Consider the following 18,234-nt stretch of genomic DNA (forward strand, 5'->3'; position numbering starts at 1 on the left):
CCGATCTCCCAGCTAATCTCCTGAAACCAGTCATTCATTAAAATTAGCTATTTTTTTGACGCCAAGTCAGCAGTCGCCAGGGAGGCGTATGACAAACGGACGCAATGGCAGAGAGAGGCAAGCGCTGCCAGAGAGGTCGGCAATGAAGTGGCGCCACACATTTCAAACCCGCATTGCCGCGGTGCTGGCGCTGTTGCTGCTGGTCGTGGTGGCTGCCACCTACTTTGCCGTCAAGGCTGCTACCACCCGTGCCGTGGAAAACCAGGCCCAGGTGCAACTCAATACCGGCAGCCAGGTGTTCGAGCGCCTGCTTGATCTGCGCGGGCGTCGCCTGCAGTACGGGCTGGACTGGCTCACCGTGGATGGCCCCTTCAAGCAAGCCGTGATCGAAGGTCGGGAGGCTACGATTCTGACGGCGTTGCGTCGGCATGGCACCGGCCTGAATTCCAGTGAGGTGTTTGTACTCGACCTGCAAGGCAACGTCGTGGTCAGTACCTTGCCCGTGCTCACGCGCGGCCAGCCATTCCCCTATGAAGACGCGCTGCGCCACGCCCGGCGCAGCGGCTTGCAGATGTTGATCGTCGCCCTGGACGGGCAACCCTACCTGCTGGTGCAGGATGAAGTGCTCGACCCTCAACCCATCGCCCGCGTGATCATGGGGTTCCCCATGGACCGCCTGTTCGCCCACGAGCTGCGTTCCATGAGCAACCTTGAGGTGTCGTTTCTCAGTGTGCAAAACGGCCATGCCGGAGAGCTGTTCAGCACGCAGCCGGAAGCCTACCAGGCCACCATCATCCAGACGTTGCGCGAGACGCACCTTAACCCTGAGGCGCAGATCAGCCTGTTTCATGGCGAACGCGTCCTGAGCCAGGTGTTGCCGCTGGCGAACACAGGGGAGGGCGATGAAGTGCGCGTGTTGCTGCAAAGCCCGCTGGATCATGCACTGGAGTCTTTCGCACCGCTGGACCAGCAATTTCTCGCCATTGCGTTAGCGGTATTGCTGGTGTCGCTCGCCGCTGCGTTGTTCCTGGCGCGGCGTGTATCGCGCCCGCTCAACGCCCTGGTCGAGGCTGCGCAGCGGATCGGCGCCGGTGACTACCGCACACCGGTGCGGGTGCGCAGCCATGATGAGTTCGGCCTGCTTGCCCGCGCGTTCAATGCGATGCAGAGCGGCATTGCCGTACGCGAGCGGCAACTGGCGCATAACGCCCTGCACGACCCGTTGACCGGCCTGCCCAACCGCGCGCTGGCGATGGAGCGCCTGGGCAGTGCGATCAGTGCGCAGCGGCCGGTGGTGCTGCTCTACGTGGGCATTGAAAACTATCGGGTGATCAACGAGGGCTTCGGCCCGCAAGGCGTGGAAGAGATGCTGCGCGAGGCCAGCCGGTGCCTGTCCATGAGCCTGTTGGCCAGCGACACCGCTGCGCGCATCGCCGGCAGTGAGTTTCTGCTGTTACTGGAGAACACTGAAATCGACCGCGCCGTGGCCCGCGCCGACCGCCTCTATGGGCTGCTCACCGAAACCCAGCGCATCGGCAACGACGAAGTGCGCCATGAGGTCAGTATTGGCATTGCCGCCTACCCGGCTGACGGCCAGCAGGTGGAAGAGCTGATCAGCCGCGCCGCCATTGCGCGGCACGATGCGGCGACCCTGCCCGGGCATTTGCAGATCTACCAGCAAGACCGCGACCTGGCGCACCAGCGGCAGATCACCTTGATCCGCGACCTGCGCCGCGCGGTGGTCGAAGGTGAACTGTTTCTCTGCTACCAGCCCAAGCTCGACCTCAACGATGGTCGCGTGCGTCAGGCGGAAGCCCTGCTGCGCTGGCAGCATCCGACGCTGGGCCAGGTGTCGCCCAATGAATTCATTCCGCTGGCCGAGCGCACCGGCAGCATCGGTGGCTTGACCCTGTGGGTTATCGAAGAGGCCATCCGCCAGATCGCCGAATGGACGCAACGCGGTCTGCAGATTCAGCTGTCGGTGAATATTTCCGTGGACGACCTGGCCGATGATGACCTGGCCATTCGCGTTACGGCGCTGTTGATGCAATACAAAGTGTCGGCCGAGCAGTTGCTGTTCGAGATCACCGAAAGCGCGATCATGCACAACCCGCAACAGGCGCTCAGCGTGCTCGAGCAACTGCGCGCCTGCGGCATCAGCCTGTCGGTGGACGACTTCGGCACCGGTTATTCATCCCTCGCACAGTTGCAGCGCTTGCCGGTGCAGGAGCTGAAGATCGACCAGTCCTTCATCCGCAACCTGGACGGTGCCAGCGGTGACGGCGTGATCGTGCGCTCGACCATCGAGATGAGCCATAACCTGGGCCTCAAGGTGGTGGCCGAAGGGGTGGAATTCGAACCGAGCCTGAAACTGCTCAAACAATGGAAATGCGACACCGCCCAGGGTTACCTGATCAGCCGGCCCTTGAATGCCATGGCGTTCGAAATGTGGATGCGGCGTGAGCGGGTACTGCCCTGACCCTGTGGGAGCTGGCATGTGTGGGAGCCGGGCTTGCCCGCGATGCAGGCGACTCGGTTTTTCATGTGAACCGAGGTGACGCCATCGCAGGCAAGCCAGCTCCCAAAGGCGCAAAAAAGGCGGCTACCCGTGAAGGTAGCCGCCTTTTGTTTTACCGCCGGTAAAGTTAATCCGGCAGTTTGAACGCCATCACATAGTCACCCTGCTTGGTGCCCAGCGAGCCGTGACCGCCGGCCATGACCAGCACGTATTGCTTGCCGTCCTTGCCGGTGTAAGTCATCGGTGTGGTTTGCGCGCCTGCCGGCAGGCGGCCTTCCCACAGTTGCTTGCCGTTTTTCACGTCGTAGGCACGCAGGTACTGGTCGAGGGTACCGCTGAGGAACGCCACGCCACCAGCAGTGGTGAACGTACCGCCCAGGCTGGGCACACCCATGGTCAGCGGGATCGGAACCGGCGAGCTGTCGCGCACGGTGCCGTTTTTGTGCATCCAGATGGTTTGGTGGGTGGTCAGGTCGACCGCCGCCACATAACCCCACGCCGGTGCCTGGCACGGCAGGCCCATCGGCGACAGCAGCGCTTCGAGGATTACGCCGTATGGCGCGCCTTTGTTCGGCTGTACGCCTTCGGTTTCACTGACGCGCGGGCCTTGCTTGGCAATGTCGGCCGCCGGGATCAGCTTCGATTTGAACGCCATGTAGCTCGGGTTCACGAACGCGATCTGGCGAACCGGGTCAACGGAAATGCCGCCCCAGTCGAACACACCGAAGTTACCCGGATAAACGATCGAACCTTGCAGCGATGGCGGGGTGAACGGGCCGTCGTAGCGCATCGACTTGAAGTCGATCCGGCAGATCAGTTGGTCGAACGGCGTCACGCCCCACATGTCGCGCTCTTTGAGCGGCGGCGGCATGAAGTTCAGGTCGGACTTCGGTTGGGTCGGGGAGGTGTGATCGCCGGCCACTGCGCCTTGCGGTACAGGGATTTCGTTGATCGGCACCACCGGTTGACCGTTGCTGCGGTCCAGCACATAGATGCTGCCTTGCTTGGTCGATGCCATCACCGCTTGCTTCACGCCGTCAGCGGTTTTGATGTCGATCAGCGAAGGCTGGCCGCCCACGTCCATGTCCCACAGGTCGTGGTGGGTGAACTGGAAGGTCCACTTCACGTGGCCGGTATCGATGTCCAGCGCGGTCAGGCCGGCACTGTATTTTTCAGAGTCCGGGGTACGGTCACCGCCGTACTGGTCGGGCATCTGGTTACCCATCGGCAGGTAGAGCATGCCGAGTTTTTCATCGACGCTGAACATGGACCACATGTTCGGCGAGTTGCGGGTGTAAGTCTTGCCTTCGGCCAACGGCGTGGTGTCGTCCGGGTTGCCGCTGTCCCAGTTCCATACCAGCTTGCCGGTGTGTACGTCGAACGCGCGGATCACGCCGCTTGGCTCGTCGGTGGACACGTTATCGGTCACGTGGCCGCCGATCACCACCAGGTTTTTGGTCACGGCCGGAGGCGAGGTGGAGTAGTAACCACCCGGGGCGAAGGTGCCGATGTTGGCACGCAGGTCGACCTGGCCTTTGTCACCGAAGTCTTCGCACATCTTGCCGGTGTCGGCGTTCAGGGCGATCAGACGGGTGTCGGCGGTGGGGACGAAAATGCGTTTCGGGCAGGCGTTCGGCGCGGCGGCCGGGCTGGCGCTGCCGGTCGGGCTTTGCTCGGAGGCATAGGCTGCATCATCGTGATACGACACGCCACGGCAGGTCATGTGCGCCCAACCCTTGAAGTTCTGCGCGCCCTGGCTGCTGATCTTCGGATCGAAACGCCAGATTTCCTTGCCGGTGTCCGGGTCCAGGGCAATCACCTGGCTGTGCGGCGTGCACACATACAGCATGCCGTTGACTTTCAGCGGGGTGTTTTCCGCGGTGGTCTCGCCCGGATCGTTGGGGCCGGGGATGTCGCCGGTGCGGTAGGTCCACGCCGGGACCAGTTTGTGGGCGTTTTGCGCAGTGATCTGCGCCAGTGGCGAGTAACGGTCACCGAAGGCCGAGCGGCCGTAGGAGTTCCAGTCGCCATCAGCCTGGGACGGCGCTGCGCTGGCCATGCCAGGCACAGCGTCGCGGTCCAGCTGGCCGGTCTTGACCATTTCACCGGGGTTGGTGAACTGGCTGGCAACGGCGGTGGCGCCGGCCAATACCACGGCCACGCTCAATGCCGCGGTGCCCATCGGCGCGGCCTGGCCACGCAACAGCGGGCGGCGGAACCATGGCAGCAACATGACGATGCCGAGGGCGAACAACAGGGCCAGGCGCGGCACCAGTTGCCACCAATCCAGGCCGACTTCCCACAGTGCCCACACGGTACTGGCGAACAGCACCAATGCGTAAAGGCCCAGTGCGGCGCGGCGTGTACCCAGCAGCAAAAGGCCGGTGAGGGCGATGCCGATACCGGCCAGCAGGTAATACAGCGACCCGCCGAGCATGCTCAGCTTTACGCCGCCGGCCAGCAAGGCCAGCCCCATGATCAGCAGCAAGACGCCTAGCAGCCTGGGCAGCAGGCGGCTCTGGCTCGAAGCACCATCAGTGCTCATAGTGTGTTTCTCCGTGACGTTGGAATTATGTAACCCCGTGCTTCACTGTAGATGACGATTCGGCGCGGGCTTGGTTCAGCGTTAATTCGGTTTTTCTGGGGATAGCGGGGTTATCCACAGGCGGGCGACGGTCTCCCGCGCGCAGGTCGATGTAAGACAGCGCTGTCTTTGCGAGCAGGAATCATCGGCAAGATGGGGTCGACCGGGGAATGAAACGTTTCAGTTTGTTGCCGACAAGGATAAAGCGACTGCGCGCCGAGAGAAAGCGTCAATCGCAAGATGCATCATTTCAGTTTTGGTAACAGTGACGAATCGTCGCTGCAAAGATGGCGATAGACGCTGGCATCTGTGGGAGCTGGCTTGCCTGCGATGGCTATCTATCGGTCAACAGATTTGTCGACTGTTAAATAGCTATCGCAGGCAAGCCAGCTCCCACATAAACCCGATTCCGACGGGGGAACCGCAGTGATTTTTAGAACGTGGTCCGCACGCCGAACTGCACACTGCGCCCCGGCGCTGGCGCAATATCGCGCAGAATCGAGCTGGCATACCGCACGGTCTGGTTCGTCAGGTTTTCACCGTTCACAAATGCCAGCCATTGGCTGCCGCCCATGTTGAAGTGGTAGCCCATGCTCGCGCCCAGGGTGGTGTAGCCGTCGGTGCCGCTTTCGTTGTCCGGCACGCGGCCCTGGCCTGCGGCGTGTTCCACGTCGATACGCGCCTGCCAGCGGTCCAGCTCCCACAGCAAACCGCTGTTCAGGCGCAGTGGCGCTATGCGTGGCAAGGCTTCGCCGGTGTCCAGGTTGGTCGCGCGGGTGTAATCGCCCGACAGCTCCAGCGCAAACTTGCCGTAGGCGCTTTCACCAAGCTTCCAGTGATCCTGGGCTTCAAAGCCCGCGAAACGTGCACGTACGCCGGAGTACTTGTACTCGGGGATACCGCCTGCGTCTTCCACGCCTTCATCGTTCAGCGTGCGGCCCGTGCCGAGCAAGCCGATGTAGTTGGAGAAACGGCTGTAGAACACGCCGAAGCTGCCCTTGTGGGTGCCATTGTCAAAGCGCAGGGCCAAGTCACTGGACACGGCTTTTTCTTTCTTCAGGTTAGCGTCGCCCAGCTCGTAAGTGCCGGTGGCCACGTGGGCGCCGTTGGCGTACAGCTCGTAGAAAGTCGGCGCGCGCTCGGTGTAGCCCAGGGTTGCGGCCAGCGACCAGACCGGGGTGAGGGTGTAGACCGCGCCCGACGACAGGCTGCCGGCGGTGAAGTCATTGCTCTTGTCGGCGCCGGCGAAACGCTCGTTGCCCTTGGCATTCGGGTCGACATTGGTGTGCTCCACACGCCCGCCCAGGCTGAGTTTCAAGCGCTCGGTGGCCTGCATTTCTTCAAGGATAAACAGCGCGCCCGCATTGGTGTCGGTCTGCGGCACGAAGGCTTCTTCGCCCAGGGCCGAGAACTCATTGCGGGTCACTTGGGCGCCCACCACGCCGTTGAACGGGCCGAGCGGCTGATGGCGTGCTTCTACGCGCGCTTCATAACCCTTGTTCTTGAAGATCGTGCCGGTTTCGCCGCCTTCGATTTCGCGGTGCTCGTAGTCGGTGTAGCCCGCGTCGAGTTTGACCGAGGTAAACGGGCCTTGCAGGTTGCGCAACTCGGAGGCGAACGCGTAGTGATCCTGCTTCATGCGGATGCGCACGTCTTGCTCGGCGGGAGAGCCGTAGTTGCTGTCGTAGTTGCTGTAGGACAGCCCGGCATACCCGTCATCCCAGGTGTAGGAACCACCGACGGCACCGCCGTCCTGGCGTCCGTCGCTGTTGCCCAGGCGGCCGTTTTTGCCGGGGGCGTCATCGGTTTCCGGCGCATGACGGCTGCGGGCCTGGCCGGGGATTTTCAGGTCATTGAATTCCCGCGCGTTGGCGTCCAGGTGCAAGGCGAACGTGCCGTTGCCGGCTTCCAGTTTGCCCGCGCTGCTGCGCGTGGTGTCGGCGCCGCCGTAGCGCAATTCACCGGCACCGTGGATGCCTTCGATGGCCTCGGTGGGGATGCGGTTATCGAACGTGTTGACCACGCCGCCGATGGCACTGCCGCCGTACAGCAGCGCCGCCGGGCCGCGCACGATTTCAATGCGGTCGACGTTGATCGGGTCCAGCGGCACGGCGTGGTCGTAGGACAGCGACGAGGCATCCAGCGCGCCCACGCCATTGCGCAGGATACGAATGCGGTCGCCGTCCTGACCACGAATGATCGGCCGGCTGGCGCCGGGACCAAAGTACGAAGAGGACACGCCGGGCTGCTTGTTCAGGGTTTCACCGAGGCTGCCTTTTTGTTGCAGGGTCAGGTCATCGCCTTCAAGCACGGTGGTGGGCGACGCCAGTTGCTCGCTGCCCAGCGGGTTGCCGGTGATGACTTGGGGTTGCAGCTCGAGGGCGTGGGCTTCGGAGCAGATCAACAGGGCGGCGGCAAGCGGGGTCAAGCGCCAGAGAGAAGAGAGGGACATCGGACATTCCTTGGCAAAACGGCAAAAAGAGAAGGCTTAAGACGGTATCGAGCGCGTTACTTTTCATAACAATCTGATAAGTATAGTTACAATATAACATCTCTTTTTTCGCTGAAAAGGGGAACTTTCTTTCAAGGGCTATATTCAATGCGGTGCTTCCACCGTCAGGCCCCGTCGGCTAAGGTGCGCGGCTGTGTTTCCTCTTTTTGCAAAAGGCCCGGCATGACCGCAACAAGCAACGACCCGCTCCACGGCGTGACCCTGCAACACGTGCTCACCACTTTGGTTGAGCACTACGAATGGTCAGGCCTGGCCGAGCGCATTGATATCCGCTGCTTCAAGAGCGACCCGAGCATCAAGTCGAGCCTCACGTTCCTGCGCAAAACGCCATGGGCGCGGGAAAAAGTCGAAGGCTTGTACGTCAAGCTGATGCGCACCAAACGCCCGCTGGATTGAACCCGTGAAGCGCTTTGTCGCGGTGGCGGCACTGGCCGGTTGGGTGGGATTGGCAATTCAGCAATACCTGATTTTGTATTCGCGCTTTACCAGCGGCGCCAGCCTGCTGGGTGGGCTGATCAGCTTTTTCAGTTTCTTCACCGTGCTGACCAACACCCTCGTGGTGGTGGTGCTCAGCTATGCGCTGGTGGAGCGGGACTCGGCGGCGAAGCGCTTCTTCCTGGGACCCGCCATCAGCAGTGGGATCGCTGCGAGCATCGTGGTAGTGAGCCTCGCCTACAATTTGCTGCTGCGGCATTTGTGGACGCCGCAAGGCTTTCAATTCATCGCCGACGAACTGCTGCACGACGTGATGCCGCTGCTGTTCGTCGTGTATTGGTGGCACTGCGTACCCAAAGGCACGTTGCGCCTCAAGCATCTGGCCGGGTGGGTGATCTACCCTGTGGTGTATTTCGGCTATGTGCTGCTGCGCGGGCATCTGCTCGGGCAGTATCAGTACCCGTTCATCGATGTGGACACCCTTGGTTATCCACAGGTGTTTGTGAATGCCGCGGGGATTCTGGCGGGGTTCATCGTGATTGCGTTTGCAGTGCTGGGGCTGGACAGGTTCTTGAAGACACCGTCGAACTAATGTGGGAGCCGGGCTTGCCCGCGATGGCGGTGGGGCCGTCACAGCCGTTTTGTCTGATGCACCGCTATCGCAGGCAAGCCAGCTCCCACATTGAGGTATCACTCTTCTTCACTGCCCTCGGCGCGCCAGTAGCCCACGGCCTTGAGGAACTCCTCATTGACCTGGTGGGTGTCCAGCAGCACACGCCGCACCTGGCGTGAAAGCTTGGTTTCGGTCGCGACGAAGCTGTACAGCGAGCCACTTGGCAGCGTCAGGTTTCGTACGGTCTCCAGCAGGTCGTCCTGGCCGCGAATCACCCAGATCGCCTCAACTTCGGCCGCACTGTTCAGCGTTTGTTTTTCGGCTGCATTGGCGATTTCGATCACCGCCAGCACCTTGCGCCCGGCCGGTAATTCTTCCAGCCGCCGGGCGATGGCGGGCAGGGCGGTTTCATCGCCGATAAGCAGGTAGCTGTCGAAGATATCCGGCACGATCAACGAGCCCCGGGGCCCACCGATGTACAGGTGCTGGCCGACTTTGGCCTGGTCGGCCCACGTGGAGGCGGGGCCGTCGCCGTGCAGCACGAAGTCGATGTCCAGCTCGCCGATGCTCAGGTCGTAGCGGCGTGGTGTGTAGTCGCGCATGGCCGGCTGCGGGCCGTCGCCCTTGATGTTGAACGTCGGGCTTTCCAGTGCGGCCTGTTCGGCGGCGTTCTGCGGGAACAGCAGCTTGATATGGTCATCGGCGCCCAGGCTGATAAAGCCCGCCAGTTCCGGCCCGCCCAGGGTGATGCGGCGCATGCGCGGAGTGATGTCGACCACGCGCAGTACCTCGAGGCGGCGACGTTTGATTTCGTGGGTCACGCGGTGAATGGCTTGCGTAGTCATTGGTCTTTCCCGTCGGCGATGGATTGAGCGGCGCGATTGAGCAGCGCCGCGACACGAACGATTTCTTCCGGGCTCCAGCGCCCGTGGTGCGAATGCAAGGCATGGCGCAGGTTGTGCACCGCTTCGTGGATTTCCGGTGGCCGGTCCTGGCCACGCAGCGAGCGCTTGCTGACGTCAATGCGCATGCGCACGCCGTCCAGTGCAACCTGTTGCTCACTTAAGAAGAGACGGCCGGCGTCGGTGATTGTGTAGCGTTTTTTTCCGCCGTCGGCGTCACCGACGATCAAGTCGCTCTCTTCCAGGAAGGTCAGCGTGGGGTAAATCACGCCGGGGCTGGGGGTGTAGGCGCCGTCGAACAGGCTTTCGATGCGGCGGATCAGGTCATAGCCGTGGCAAGGCTGTTCGGCGATCAGAGCCGGCAGGAGCAGTTTCAAATCGCCGGGTGCAAATACCCGGGGGCCGCGACCGCGGCCTCCGCGGGGGTCGAAGCCGTCGCGCGGGTGGGGATGGTCTCGCATGGTGGGAGCCTCTGTGTGTATCTAGATATAACTTAAGATATATCTTATTGCTTGCACAAGATGCTCCGACGGACGGCTATCAGTCTTCATCTTCGGCGCTGGTCTCATGCTCCTCCAACTGCTGAAGCGCCTCACGGGTCAAACGGCGCGCCAGGTCCGCTTCGCTTGGAACGTCTTCGCTGAAGCCCGCAGCAAGGATGCGTTCGTAGGTGTCGCTGCTCATAGGCTGGCCAGTGAGTACCTCGGCATGGGGAACGTTGAGAGCGTCGGCCAGGCTCAGCAGGCCCGGCTGCAGGGTGCTGCGCTGCTGAGTGTCGGCGTTGGCCCATTGATTTTGGGCGAACATCAGGTCGTCGAGAGGGTCGATCAACGCATTGGCTCGGTCGAGACTGGCCTGGAACCCTGAGGCGTGGGCTGTACGCAGGTGGCGATCCCAGAAAGGTTGCTCGAGCATGCCGTCCACCAGGCCATCATTGGCCTCACTGCGCATGACGCTGTCGAATGCGCTATTGAGGTGGGTAGTACTCACGTCGGCGGTACTGCGGTAGCGCATGTGCGGCGCCACCCAAGGCAATTTCAGGCGGCGCTTCAAGCCGGTGTGGTAGGCCAGGTAAACCTCAACTTCATCCACGGTGCCCGGCACGCCGTCGATAACGTCTGTACTGAATCGCAGCCCCTGGCCCCCGTCTGCCCGAGGCTTGATGCGTTGGCGAATGTCAGCCTGGGCCACCCGGTTGAGACGGTCCAGGCGTGATTTCCCCCGGGCCAGTTGCGCCAGTTTCACGGTTCGCAACGTGCCATGCACATCGCGCCCGATTTCGGCCAATTGCACCTCAAGCCCCATCGCGTTGAACGTATGCGCGCCCGCATCCGCGCAGGTCACCGGGTTGCTGGCCATCTGAAACAGTCGCGTGCGCAAACCGGTGTCCGCCTCCATGGCCAGCAGCATGCGCCAGACTTTGTCGGTCAGGTCATCGCGGCTGTTTTCATACAGAATGGCGTCGTGTTCTTCTTCAAAAAAGGCCGAAGGTTCCAGGCTTTTGATCACCTCGAAAAAACCCTGGGAGCCGTGTTCGGCTTCAAGGTCCGCCCACAAGGTCTCCAGCCAGGGGCGATGCCGGGGGGCTTCCCGCTCCAGCCAAAAACCGGCGTCGCCCCTCGGTGGGTAGCTTCGATAAGGGTCCAACCCGGCTTCAAGGCGGTAGCTGACCAGCCGTTGCTCGGCCTCTGCGCTTAACCGGTTGCGGTCCAGACGCGCGCGCCCCACCAGTTCGGCTTCCGGCTGCCACGGCAAAAAATGCGGAAGGGTACTGACGGCCGTGTTTTGCATATCCAGGTAAAAGCCCCAGGGCCGTGGCACGTCGAAGAGCCCATCAGGCCAGTCGGCAATGCCTGTGTTGCGCAACGACAGGGCTTCCAGCCGGGGCAAGTTGCCGAGGTGCGGCGCTCGGGTCAAAAGGCGGTTGTGCGCCAGTGACAATTGCTGCAGATGAGAGAGGCTGCCGAGCCGCTCAAGATCGTTGGTGCTCCATTGGATCGGGTTGCTCTCCAGGCTCAGGTGCGTCAGCGAGCTCATGTGCCCGACGGCTTGGGGCAATTGGGTCAGTTGATTGTTGCGCAGGCTCAGGCTGATCAGGCGCGGGAAACTGTCCAGAAAGTGCATATCACCGTTCAGTAACTGGGCATCGATCAGATCCAGGTGCAGCACATGCTCGAAGTTGGCGCGCAGGCGCAGGTTGCCGAGCAACCCGGTCAAACGCACGCTTTGCAGGCTCAAGCGCACGCCGGTGTCATCGACACCGAGGTGTTCCTCCCAGGTTCGCAAGAGTGCTTTGGCCAGGTACATGCGTTGGTGGCCCGTGCCGGGCGGTTCGTCAATGGCGGTGACGTTGATCCAGTTGCTCAGGTCCAGTTGCAGCTCGGCTTTTTCAGTCTCACGCGCTTCAAATTGCTGGCGTTGCAGCGGGTCTTCAAGGCTGGCCACGCATGTGTCGATGAGTGATTGCTCGGCATAGGGGTACAAGGCTTTGACCCGCTGTTCCAGCGTGCCGGGGAAGAGTTGGCTGCTCCACGACGGTACCGTGTGCATGGGGCGCTGCTGCAATTCCAGGGTTACGCGCTGCAGCGGTTTTTCCAGAGGGGCAGCCATTACGCTGCGACGCGGTTGGGGGGCAAGCAGTGTGTGCATCACCCAGGCCTTGAGTGTTGCACCGTCGCGGACGGGAGGGCGCCCGGCGGACGGCAGCGCCTGCAGCAGCGCGTCGAAAAACCCCGCGGCGGCGTGCAATCGTTGTTGCCCCACGTAGACCTCGTAGCCCTCGTGGACTTTCAACAGCAGACGGCGCTCGCGTGCTTCGTGAGGGCCGGCACTGGCGCGCAGTGTGCCGATGGCGGAGTGTTGGCGGACTTCCACGCGACAGTCATGCAGGTTGTCGCTGTACAGGCGCAGGGTATCAAGCACCATTTGTTCGGTCTGCGGCCCGAACAGTTGGGGGTCATAAAAACCCTGGTAGGCGTGGGCGCCCAAGGCTTGTAACTGCAGTTCGCGGGCGATGTTTTTCAGGCGCAGGGGCACACGTTTTTCGCTGTCCATGATTGCCAGCTCCTCTGGCCACGCGAGCGCCAGTACGTGCTGCACCAGACTTTTCGGCAGCCCGGGGCAGGCTTCGCGCACGCGCACGCCGCGCTCGGTGGTGAGGTCTTCGCTGCCGCGGTACAGGTAAGCGAACATTGAGCCGCGACGTTCGACGAGTTGATCGGCCAGGCGATTGCGCAGTGCGCTTATCTGCGCCGCGCGGTCCTCCAGCGACTCGCCCAGCAAATCGGCCAACTGGTTTTCGTCCAGAAAATCCACCAGCCGCTCGGGTAATTTACCCAGGTTCAAGTCGTCGCGGCTGATGGCCAGGGTGTGCGACGCGTCGACATCGCCAAAGCGTAAGTGCTCAGCTTCAAGGTTGGCATGTTCATACACATGTATCCCGTAATCACGGGGCCAGCCCGGCAGTTCGCACGCAAGGTGCGGGCTCCAGTAAGTGTCTTGGTCTATCGGTTCTGCAGCACGCATTTTTTCAGGCAGTTGGACGACTTGTTGGTGCAATCGCAGGCGTTTGAGCGTGTCGTCCAGCAGTGGAGCCGGCAGATCTTCAGTTTGAATGGCGCGCAGCTGCGCATGGGTAAGGCCGCCGATGGTCAGGGCCTGCTCGCGTTGTTCCGCGCTCAGTGGCCCGAGGGCCTGCAGGCGGCGCTCATCACTCCATGCGCGGGGGCTGTGGTTGTAGCGTATGGGCGGTGCATAAGCGCCAGGACGGCTGGGGTGCTGGATATGATGCTCGCCGCTGGCTGTATCAAAGGTCACGGCATAGTGGTCGCCGTCCAGCGACAGGAGGGTCTGGCCCCCATGGCGATGCAGGCCCAACGCGTCAGCGGGGGAGTCGATCGGTCGCTGCAGGGTTTGTCGGTAAGGACGCGGGTCCGGGTGCCACAAGCGGGTTTCGTCATTGACCTTCACCGCCAGCATGCCGTCAATGAACACCGAACGCGCCAGCTGCCCGCCCACGCCAAAGGTCGCAAGCTGTACCCCATCGCTGACCACCTCCACCAAATGCCTGGCGGCCTCCTTTGCCTGGCCTTCAGCAAGGTCGACCGCGCCTTCGACCACTTCATCGAGCAACTGGTAGGCGGTGTAGGCGAGCATCACTTCGCCGAGCAACGGCACAAACGGCGTGATGACCAGCAGCGCCACATTCAGTGCACCTTCCAGTGTGTGTTCGAGTGTGTCCCACCAGGCCCATGCGGCGCGGCGGTCGGCATCGGCGGTGGACACCGCCAGGGCCCGGCCGTCATTGAGGATTTTATTCAGCGCCGCCTGGTACAGCTGTGGCCACAGTGCGCCATCAAAGCGTACGGCCTCGAAGGTGGGGCGTTGCTGCAATGTGTTGAAGAAAGCCCCGCGTTGGGCGTGATCAACAAACTGGCTGAAAAATTGTTGATAAGCCGGGGCTTTGAGCTTTTCAAGCAGTGCCGTGCGAAAGGCCAGAGCGCTGGGATAATGACGGATGGGGCCTTGTGGGTCGTTGGGGATATAGGCCACCACCGGCACGATGTCCCGGGCCTGGTCGAGGTCGGCGGCAATCAACAAGATGCCGGTCAGCAGTGTGCCCATCATGCGCAGCCGGTAAAACTGCATCGCGGCGCGCTCGCCCTTCACCGCTCGTTGCAACACATGGAAGGTCGCCGGCAAAATTTCACCGCGCAACAGGGCCAGGTGCGCGGCATTGTTCAGCGCGGCTTGCTGGCTGGCGATGACTTGGCTCTGCAGAGTCGCCTGATCCGGTGTGTGTTCGGGCAACAAGTGGTGTTGCAAATGCGTGGCGTATTGCGCACCCAGGTCCAGTTCGCGGCACAGGGCGATGAATTGCGCAATGCTCATCTGCGATTTATGTGCCAGCACGTTGAAGTGACCTAGTGCATCAGGTCGGGAAATGTAGTTGGAGCTGTCGGTGAATGTCTCGGGCGAAGTTCTGCAACGCGGCATCCAGCATGGACAGGGTTCGGCTACGGCTGCCCTTGAGCAGCCCGCCCTTTTCGATGACCAGAAACAGGTGCGTGGCGCGCACATCCAGGTCGAGCCCATGGCGTTCGAGCAAGGCGCGCTCGAGTCGCGCAATGGCAAAAGTGTCCAGCGCCTGCAGGTCTTTGAGGCGTTGGTCAACGTCGTTTTGTGTGGCCCAGGCCCGGGCGTTGGCGGCTTTGACCGGAACGTGCGCCTGAGTGCCTGCTTGCATAAACGCGGGCAAATGAGCCAGTGACACTCGGCTCAATGCTTGCGCCCTGGGCCACGTGGTGGTGTGCAGCCAGTCGGGAAGCCTGCTTTTGATCAGTGAAAAGTGAGGGCCGTTAGCCATGGCGAATAACCTTGAGTCGTGGACAAGGTCATCAGCCTAGAAGCGCAGGTTTCCCTGCTGGGGTTACATAGTTAGCCTTGGCCGCCTGGCACGCCGGCCAGTGTGCCAGGCGTGCATTGGGTGTGGTTGCCCGGTTGCAGGTACGGCATCAGGATGGGCGCCATGCCCTTGAGCACTTGCACCGGCAGTGCCGAGGTAAAGGTGAAGTGCTCGGCCGACTGACCGGGCACGAACGCCGTCAACGTGCCGAAGTGGTGTTCTCCGAGGTAAAACACAAAGGTCGCGGTGCGGTTGATGGATTTGGAACTGAGGATGCGCCCGCCGGCACCAATGGCCTCGATGCGGTTGTCCCCGGTGCCGGTCTTGCCGCCCATCGCCAACGGTGTGCCATCGGCCAGTTTGAAACTGCCGGCGACGCGTTTGGCTGTGCCTGCGTCGACCACCTGGGACAGCGCGCCACGCAAAGCCTGCGCCACTTCCACGGGGATCACCTGTTTGCCCGGCGCCGGGTCATTCACCACGCGGGTTTCATACGGCGTGCCGGCGGCGAAGCGCAGCGTGTCGATGCGCAGCACTTTGGGGCGCACGCCGTCATTGAGGATGATACCCATCAGTTCCGCGAGCGCTGCCGGGCGGTCGCCGGAGCTGCCGATCGCAGTGGCCAGCGACGGCACCAGGTGGTCGAACGGGTAGCCCACGGCCTTCCAGCGCTGATGAATATCCAGGAACGCTTCGATCTCCAGCATGGTGCGGATGCGGCTGTCACGGGCGCTCTGATGGCGGCTCTTGAACAGCCAGCTGTAAACCTCCTGGCGTTCGAACTGGCTGGCTTTCACCGCATCGCTGAAGCTCGCTTCGGGATGGTTGAGCAGGTAACCGAGCAACCATAAATCCAGCGGATGGACCTTGGCGATATAGCCCTGATCGGGTAAGTCGTAGGCGCCGGGGCCGTAGTCTTTGTAGAGTTTTTCCAGACGCTCGTCGGTGAGTTTTACCGTGCTTTTGACGCCGGTCATGTGTGCGCGCACAAACAGGTTGAAGCTTTTCTGGCTGGCGTTTGGCAGCAGATAGCGGTGCACGGCGGCCAGGCGAATGGGCGTGGGGCGCAGGCTGTCGAGGAAGGTCTCGAGACGTGCCTGGGTGTCTTTTTTCTGGTACTTGCGCCAGAACTTGCGCAGAAAGGTGGTGCCTTCGCGGTCGGCGAACCCGGCGAGGTATTCCTGGCGTCGCGGGTCGTTGTCGTCCTTGAGCAACTCGGCGCTGTTGTTCTCGCCCGCGTAGGTGACGTAGCGCACCACGTCGCGCATCAGGCGAATGAACGGCAGGTTGATCGACTCACGCAGCGCGTCACGCAAGGTGGGGCTGCGGCCGTTGTCCTGGCTGCGAAAGTTATGAAAGGTGTGCAGCCCGCCACCGGTAAAAAAGCGCTCGCCGGGGCTGGCCGAATAGGTGCGATCAAGGGCTGCGTCGAGCATCTTCGCCAGGGATTTGTCCGGCGTTTGGATCAGGTAATCCAGGGCCCAGCGGCTCAGGCGGTCCTGGTCATCCACCGTGACTTTTTTCAACGCAGCAGGCGTTTGCGCGGCGTATTTGTCGTGCAGTTCGCTGATGATTTGCAGGTAGGTGGTGAGCACGCGCAACTTGGCGGTAGAGCCCAGCTCCAGCTTGCTGCCTTCGTTGATGTCGAAGGGCTGGTCGGTGTTGTCGGTTTGCACGCGCACCCGTGAACCATCGGGCGTCAACTCGAACAGCGTGAAGCTGTAGCGCACCTGTGCGGTGCTGGCGGGGGTGAGCAGGCGCTCGCCGAGCAGGCCGATCTGGCGCGCGTATTCGGGGTTGGCTAGGTGTTTTAGATAGTCGCTGACCTGGCTTTGCAGTTGCGCTTGCAGGGTCGTGGTCGCTGAGAGATCCAGGCGGTCGAGGTCGTACAGCGGCCGGTCGAGCAGGGCGGCGAGGCGGCTGCGGGCGACGCTGATACCTTTGTTGGTCTCAATCGGCTGGATCGTCGGTTGCTGCAACCAGTCGCGGTAGGTGACTTTGCTTGCCAACGCCTGCTTGAGCAACGCGGGTTCGATCACACCGTTCTGCGCCAACAGGCGCAGGTGGCTGTCGGTCAGTTGCGCCAGTTCGTCGCGACCCTTGGCCAGGTAATGGGACGGTCGGCGCTGGGCGATGATCAGCGACAACACCTCACGCAACGCCAGGCCTTGTTGAGCATTGACCGGGCCGGTCAACGCCGCGTTGACCTGGTTGAAGTCGGCGCCGTACCACACCCGCAAACCCTCGGCCATGCCGTGCACTTCACCGTGGCCGGGCACTGCCGACAGGGGCACGCTGTTGAGGTAGTCGCGCAAAATGTTTTTGCGTGCAGGCAGGGTGTCGGGGCCATCGTGGTACGCGCGCACGGCGGCGGAGAACATCTGGCGCAGCTTTTCGCCGCCGGACACGGTCAGGCCATCCGGCGAATGGCGGTATTTTTCCAGTTGGGTCGCCAGGGTGCTCCCGCCTGCACTTTGGCCAGGCAAGTGCAGCCACTTGGCGACCTGCGACCACGCCGCCTTGGCAAACCGCGGCCAATCCACCGCCGGGTTGGCCTGGGGTTGGGCGGGGTCGAGCAGGTCACGGTTCTCGATGAACAGCAGGCTGCTGACCACCAACGGCGGAATCGCCGCGAAGCTTGCGTAAAGCTGCTGCGGGTAGTCGTATTGATAGAGCGGCACGGCGCGGCAGTCGGTGATCGAAAGGCCTGCCTGGATTTTTTCCGCGTAGGGCACGAACAGGCCTTTGTTGGCATACCTCATCAGCTCTGGCGAGAACCGTGCCTGGGCGTCGATCACGTAACCGCGTTTGAGCAGGCGTGGCAGGAACGTATCGAGGTCGCTGTAGCCCAGGCGGCGATCGAAGGGGCCTGCGCCGGGGTAGACGATGGCATCACTGGCGCCGGGTTTTATCTCGAAGGTGAGGTCGTGGGCCAGGCGGCTGAGTTCCCGCGCCTGCAGGGCGGAGGTGCGCATCTCTTTGTTGGCGGCAAATCCGAGGGCAATCAGAGCCATCAACAGGATCAGCCAGAACACTCGCCACCCGTAGCGAGGCCGGGGTTTGTTTTCAGGTAAAGGCGCTGGGTCCGAACTGCCTTGTAATTTCGCAGCCTCTGTCGATTCGGTTTGCCACAGTGCGCCCATAGTCGATTGATCCCTTCACGCAGATTGATCGGACTTGTTCAAAGCGTAGTCGCTGGGGGCTGGCTGCGAGAAAAATGTGATCGGCCCGTCAACTTCGTGAAGTGCACGGACTGCGGCGTTTTG

At 62.1% G+C, this 18,234-nt stretch carries 10 protein-coding genes; 3 read left to right on the forward strand and 7 right to left on the reverse strand.

All coding sequences use genetic code 11. From position 1 onward, the window contains the following. The first annotated feature begins 142 nt into the window (after nt 1-142). Nucleotides 143-2,479 carry a putative bifunctional diguanylate cyclase/phosphodiesterase gene (locus tag ATI14_RS12700; RefSeq protein ID WP_016973485.1) on the forward strand — a complete coding sequence of 779 codons (2,337 nt, stop codon included), beginning with the start codon at nt 143-145 and terminating at the stop codon, nt 2,477-2,479. A 166-nt stretch (nt 2,480-2,645) separates the two neighbouring features. Here the strand turns inward: ATI14_RS12700 and ATI14_RS12705 are convergent, their stop codons facing one another. Beyond that, nucleotides 2,646-5,063, reverse strand: coding sequence for a glucose/quinate/shikimate family membrane-bound PQQ-dependent dehydrogenase (locus tag ATI14_RS12705; protein ID WP_016973486.1), 2,418 nt, complete (start codon nt 5,061-5,063; stop codon nt 2,646-2,648). A 472-nt stretch (nt 5,064-5,535) separates the two neighbouring features. Further along, nucleotides 5,536-7,554 (reverse strand): TonB-dependent receptor, encoded by a 2,019-nt coding sequence (locus ATI14_RS12710; RefSeq protein ID WP_016973487.1) that lies wholly within the window; start codon nt 7,552-7,554, stop codon nt 5,536-5,538. A gap of 222 nt (nt 7,555-7,776) precedes the next feature. Between ATI14_RS12710 and ATI14_RS12715 the strand changes: the two genes are divergently transcribed. After that, entirely contained in the window at nt 7,777-8,010 is a 234-nt protein-coding gene (locus ATI14_RS12715) for a VF530 family protein (RefSeq protein ID WP_003188882.1), read from the forward strand. A gap of 4 nt (nt 8,011-8,014) precedes the next feature. After that, entirely contained in the window at nt 8,015-8,641 is a 627-nt protein-coding gene (locus ATI14_RS12720) for a Pr6Pr family membrane protein (RefSeq protein ID WP_016973488.1), read from the forward strand. A 98-nt stretch (nt 8,642-8,739) separates the two neighbouring features. Here the strand turns inward: ATI14_RS12720 and ATI14_RS12725 are convergent, their stop codons facing one another. The 5 genes from ATI14_RS12725 to ATI14_RS12740 form a co-directional block, all read right to left on the reverse strand. Beyond that, nucleotides 8,740-9,507 (reverse strand): siderophore-interacting protein, encoded by a 768-nt coding sequence (locus ATI14_RS12725; RefSeq protein ID WP_017255638.1) that lies wholly within the window; start codon nt 9,505-9,507, stop codon nt 8,740-8,742. After that, nucleotides 9,504-10,025: a PadR family transcriptional regulator gene (locus ATI14_RS12730; protein WP_016973490.1), complete on the reverse strand. Its 522-nt coding sequence runs from the start codon at nt 10,023-10,025 to the stop codon at nt 9,504-9,506. Before ATI14_RS12730 ends, ATI14_RS12725 begins: the two co-directional genes overlap by 4 nt. Before the next feature lie 79 nt (nt 10,026-10,104). Further along, nucleotides 10,105-14,475, reverse strand: coding sequence for an NEL-type E3 ubiquitin ligase domain-containing protein (locus ATI14_RS12735; protein WP_157786678.1), 4,371 nt, complete (start codon nt 14,473-14,475; stop codon nt 10,105-10,107). 19 nt (nt 14,476-14,494) lie between these two features. Then, complete coding sequence (locus ATI14_RS31165; RefSeq protein ID WP_157786679.1) at nt 14,495-14,929, reverse strand: dermonecrotic toxin domain-containing protein; 435 nt, start codon at nt 14,927-14,929, stop codon at nt 14,495-14,497. Between the two features lie 71 nt (nt 14,930-15,000). After that, nucleotides 15,001-18,111, reverse strand: coding sequence for a transglycosylase domain-containing protein (locus ATI14_RS12740; RefSeq protein WP_016973491.1), 3,111 nt, complete (start codon nt 18,109-18,111; stop codon nt 15,001-15,003). Nucleotides 18,112-18,234: the final 123 nt, after the last annotated feature.

This window comes from Pseudomonas tolaasii NCPPB 2192, from assembly GCF_002813445.1.
Lineage (GTDB): Bacteria > Pseudomonadota > Gammaproteobacteria > Pseudomonadales > Pseudomonadaceae > Aquipseudomonas > Aquipseudomonas tolaasii.

Bases quoted from the DNA above. Each gene is read 5' to 3' on its own strand.
- ATI14_RS12700 (WP_016973485.1), top strand. From the start codon at position 143: ATGAAGTGGCGCCACACATTTCAAACCCGCATTGCCGCGGTGCTGGCG.
- ATI14_RS12705 (WP_016973486.1), bottom strand. From the start codon at position 5,063: ATGAGCACTGATGGTGCTTCGAGCCAGAGCCGCCTGCTGCCCAGGCTG.
- ATI14_RS12710 (WP_016973487.1), bottom strand. From the start codon at position 7,554: ATGTCCCTCTCTTCTCTCTGGCGCTTGACCCCGCTTGCCGCCGCCCTG.
- ATI14_RS12715 (WP_003188882.1), top strand. From the start codon at position 7,777: ATGACCGCAACAAGCAACGACCCGCTCCACGGCGTGACCCTGCAACAC.
- ATI14_RS12725 (WP_017255638.1), bottom strand. From the start codon at position 9,507: ATGACTACGCAAGCCATTCACCGCGTGACCCACGAAATCAAACGTCGC.
- ATI14_RS12730 (WP_016973490.1), bottom strand. From the start codon at position 10,025: ATGCGAGACCATCCCCACCCGCGCGACGGCTTCGACCCCCGCGGAGGC.
- ATI14_RS31165 (WP_157786679.1), bottom strand. From the start codon at position 14,929: ATGGCTAACGGCCCTCACTTTTCACTGATCAAAAGCAGGCTTCCCGAC.
- ATI14_RS12740 (WP_016973491.1), bottom strand. From the start codon at position 18,111: ATGGGCGCACTGTGGCAAACCGAATCGACAGAGGCTGCGAAATTACAA.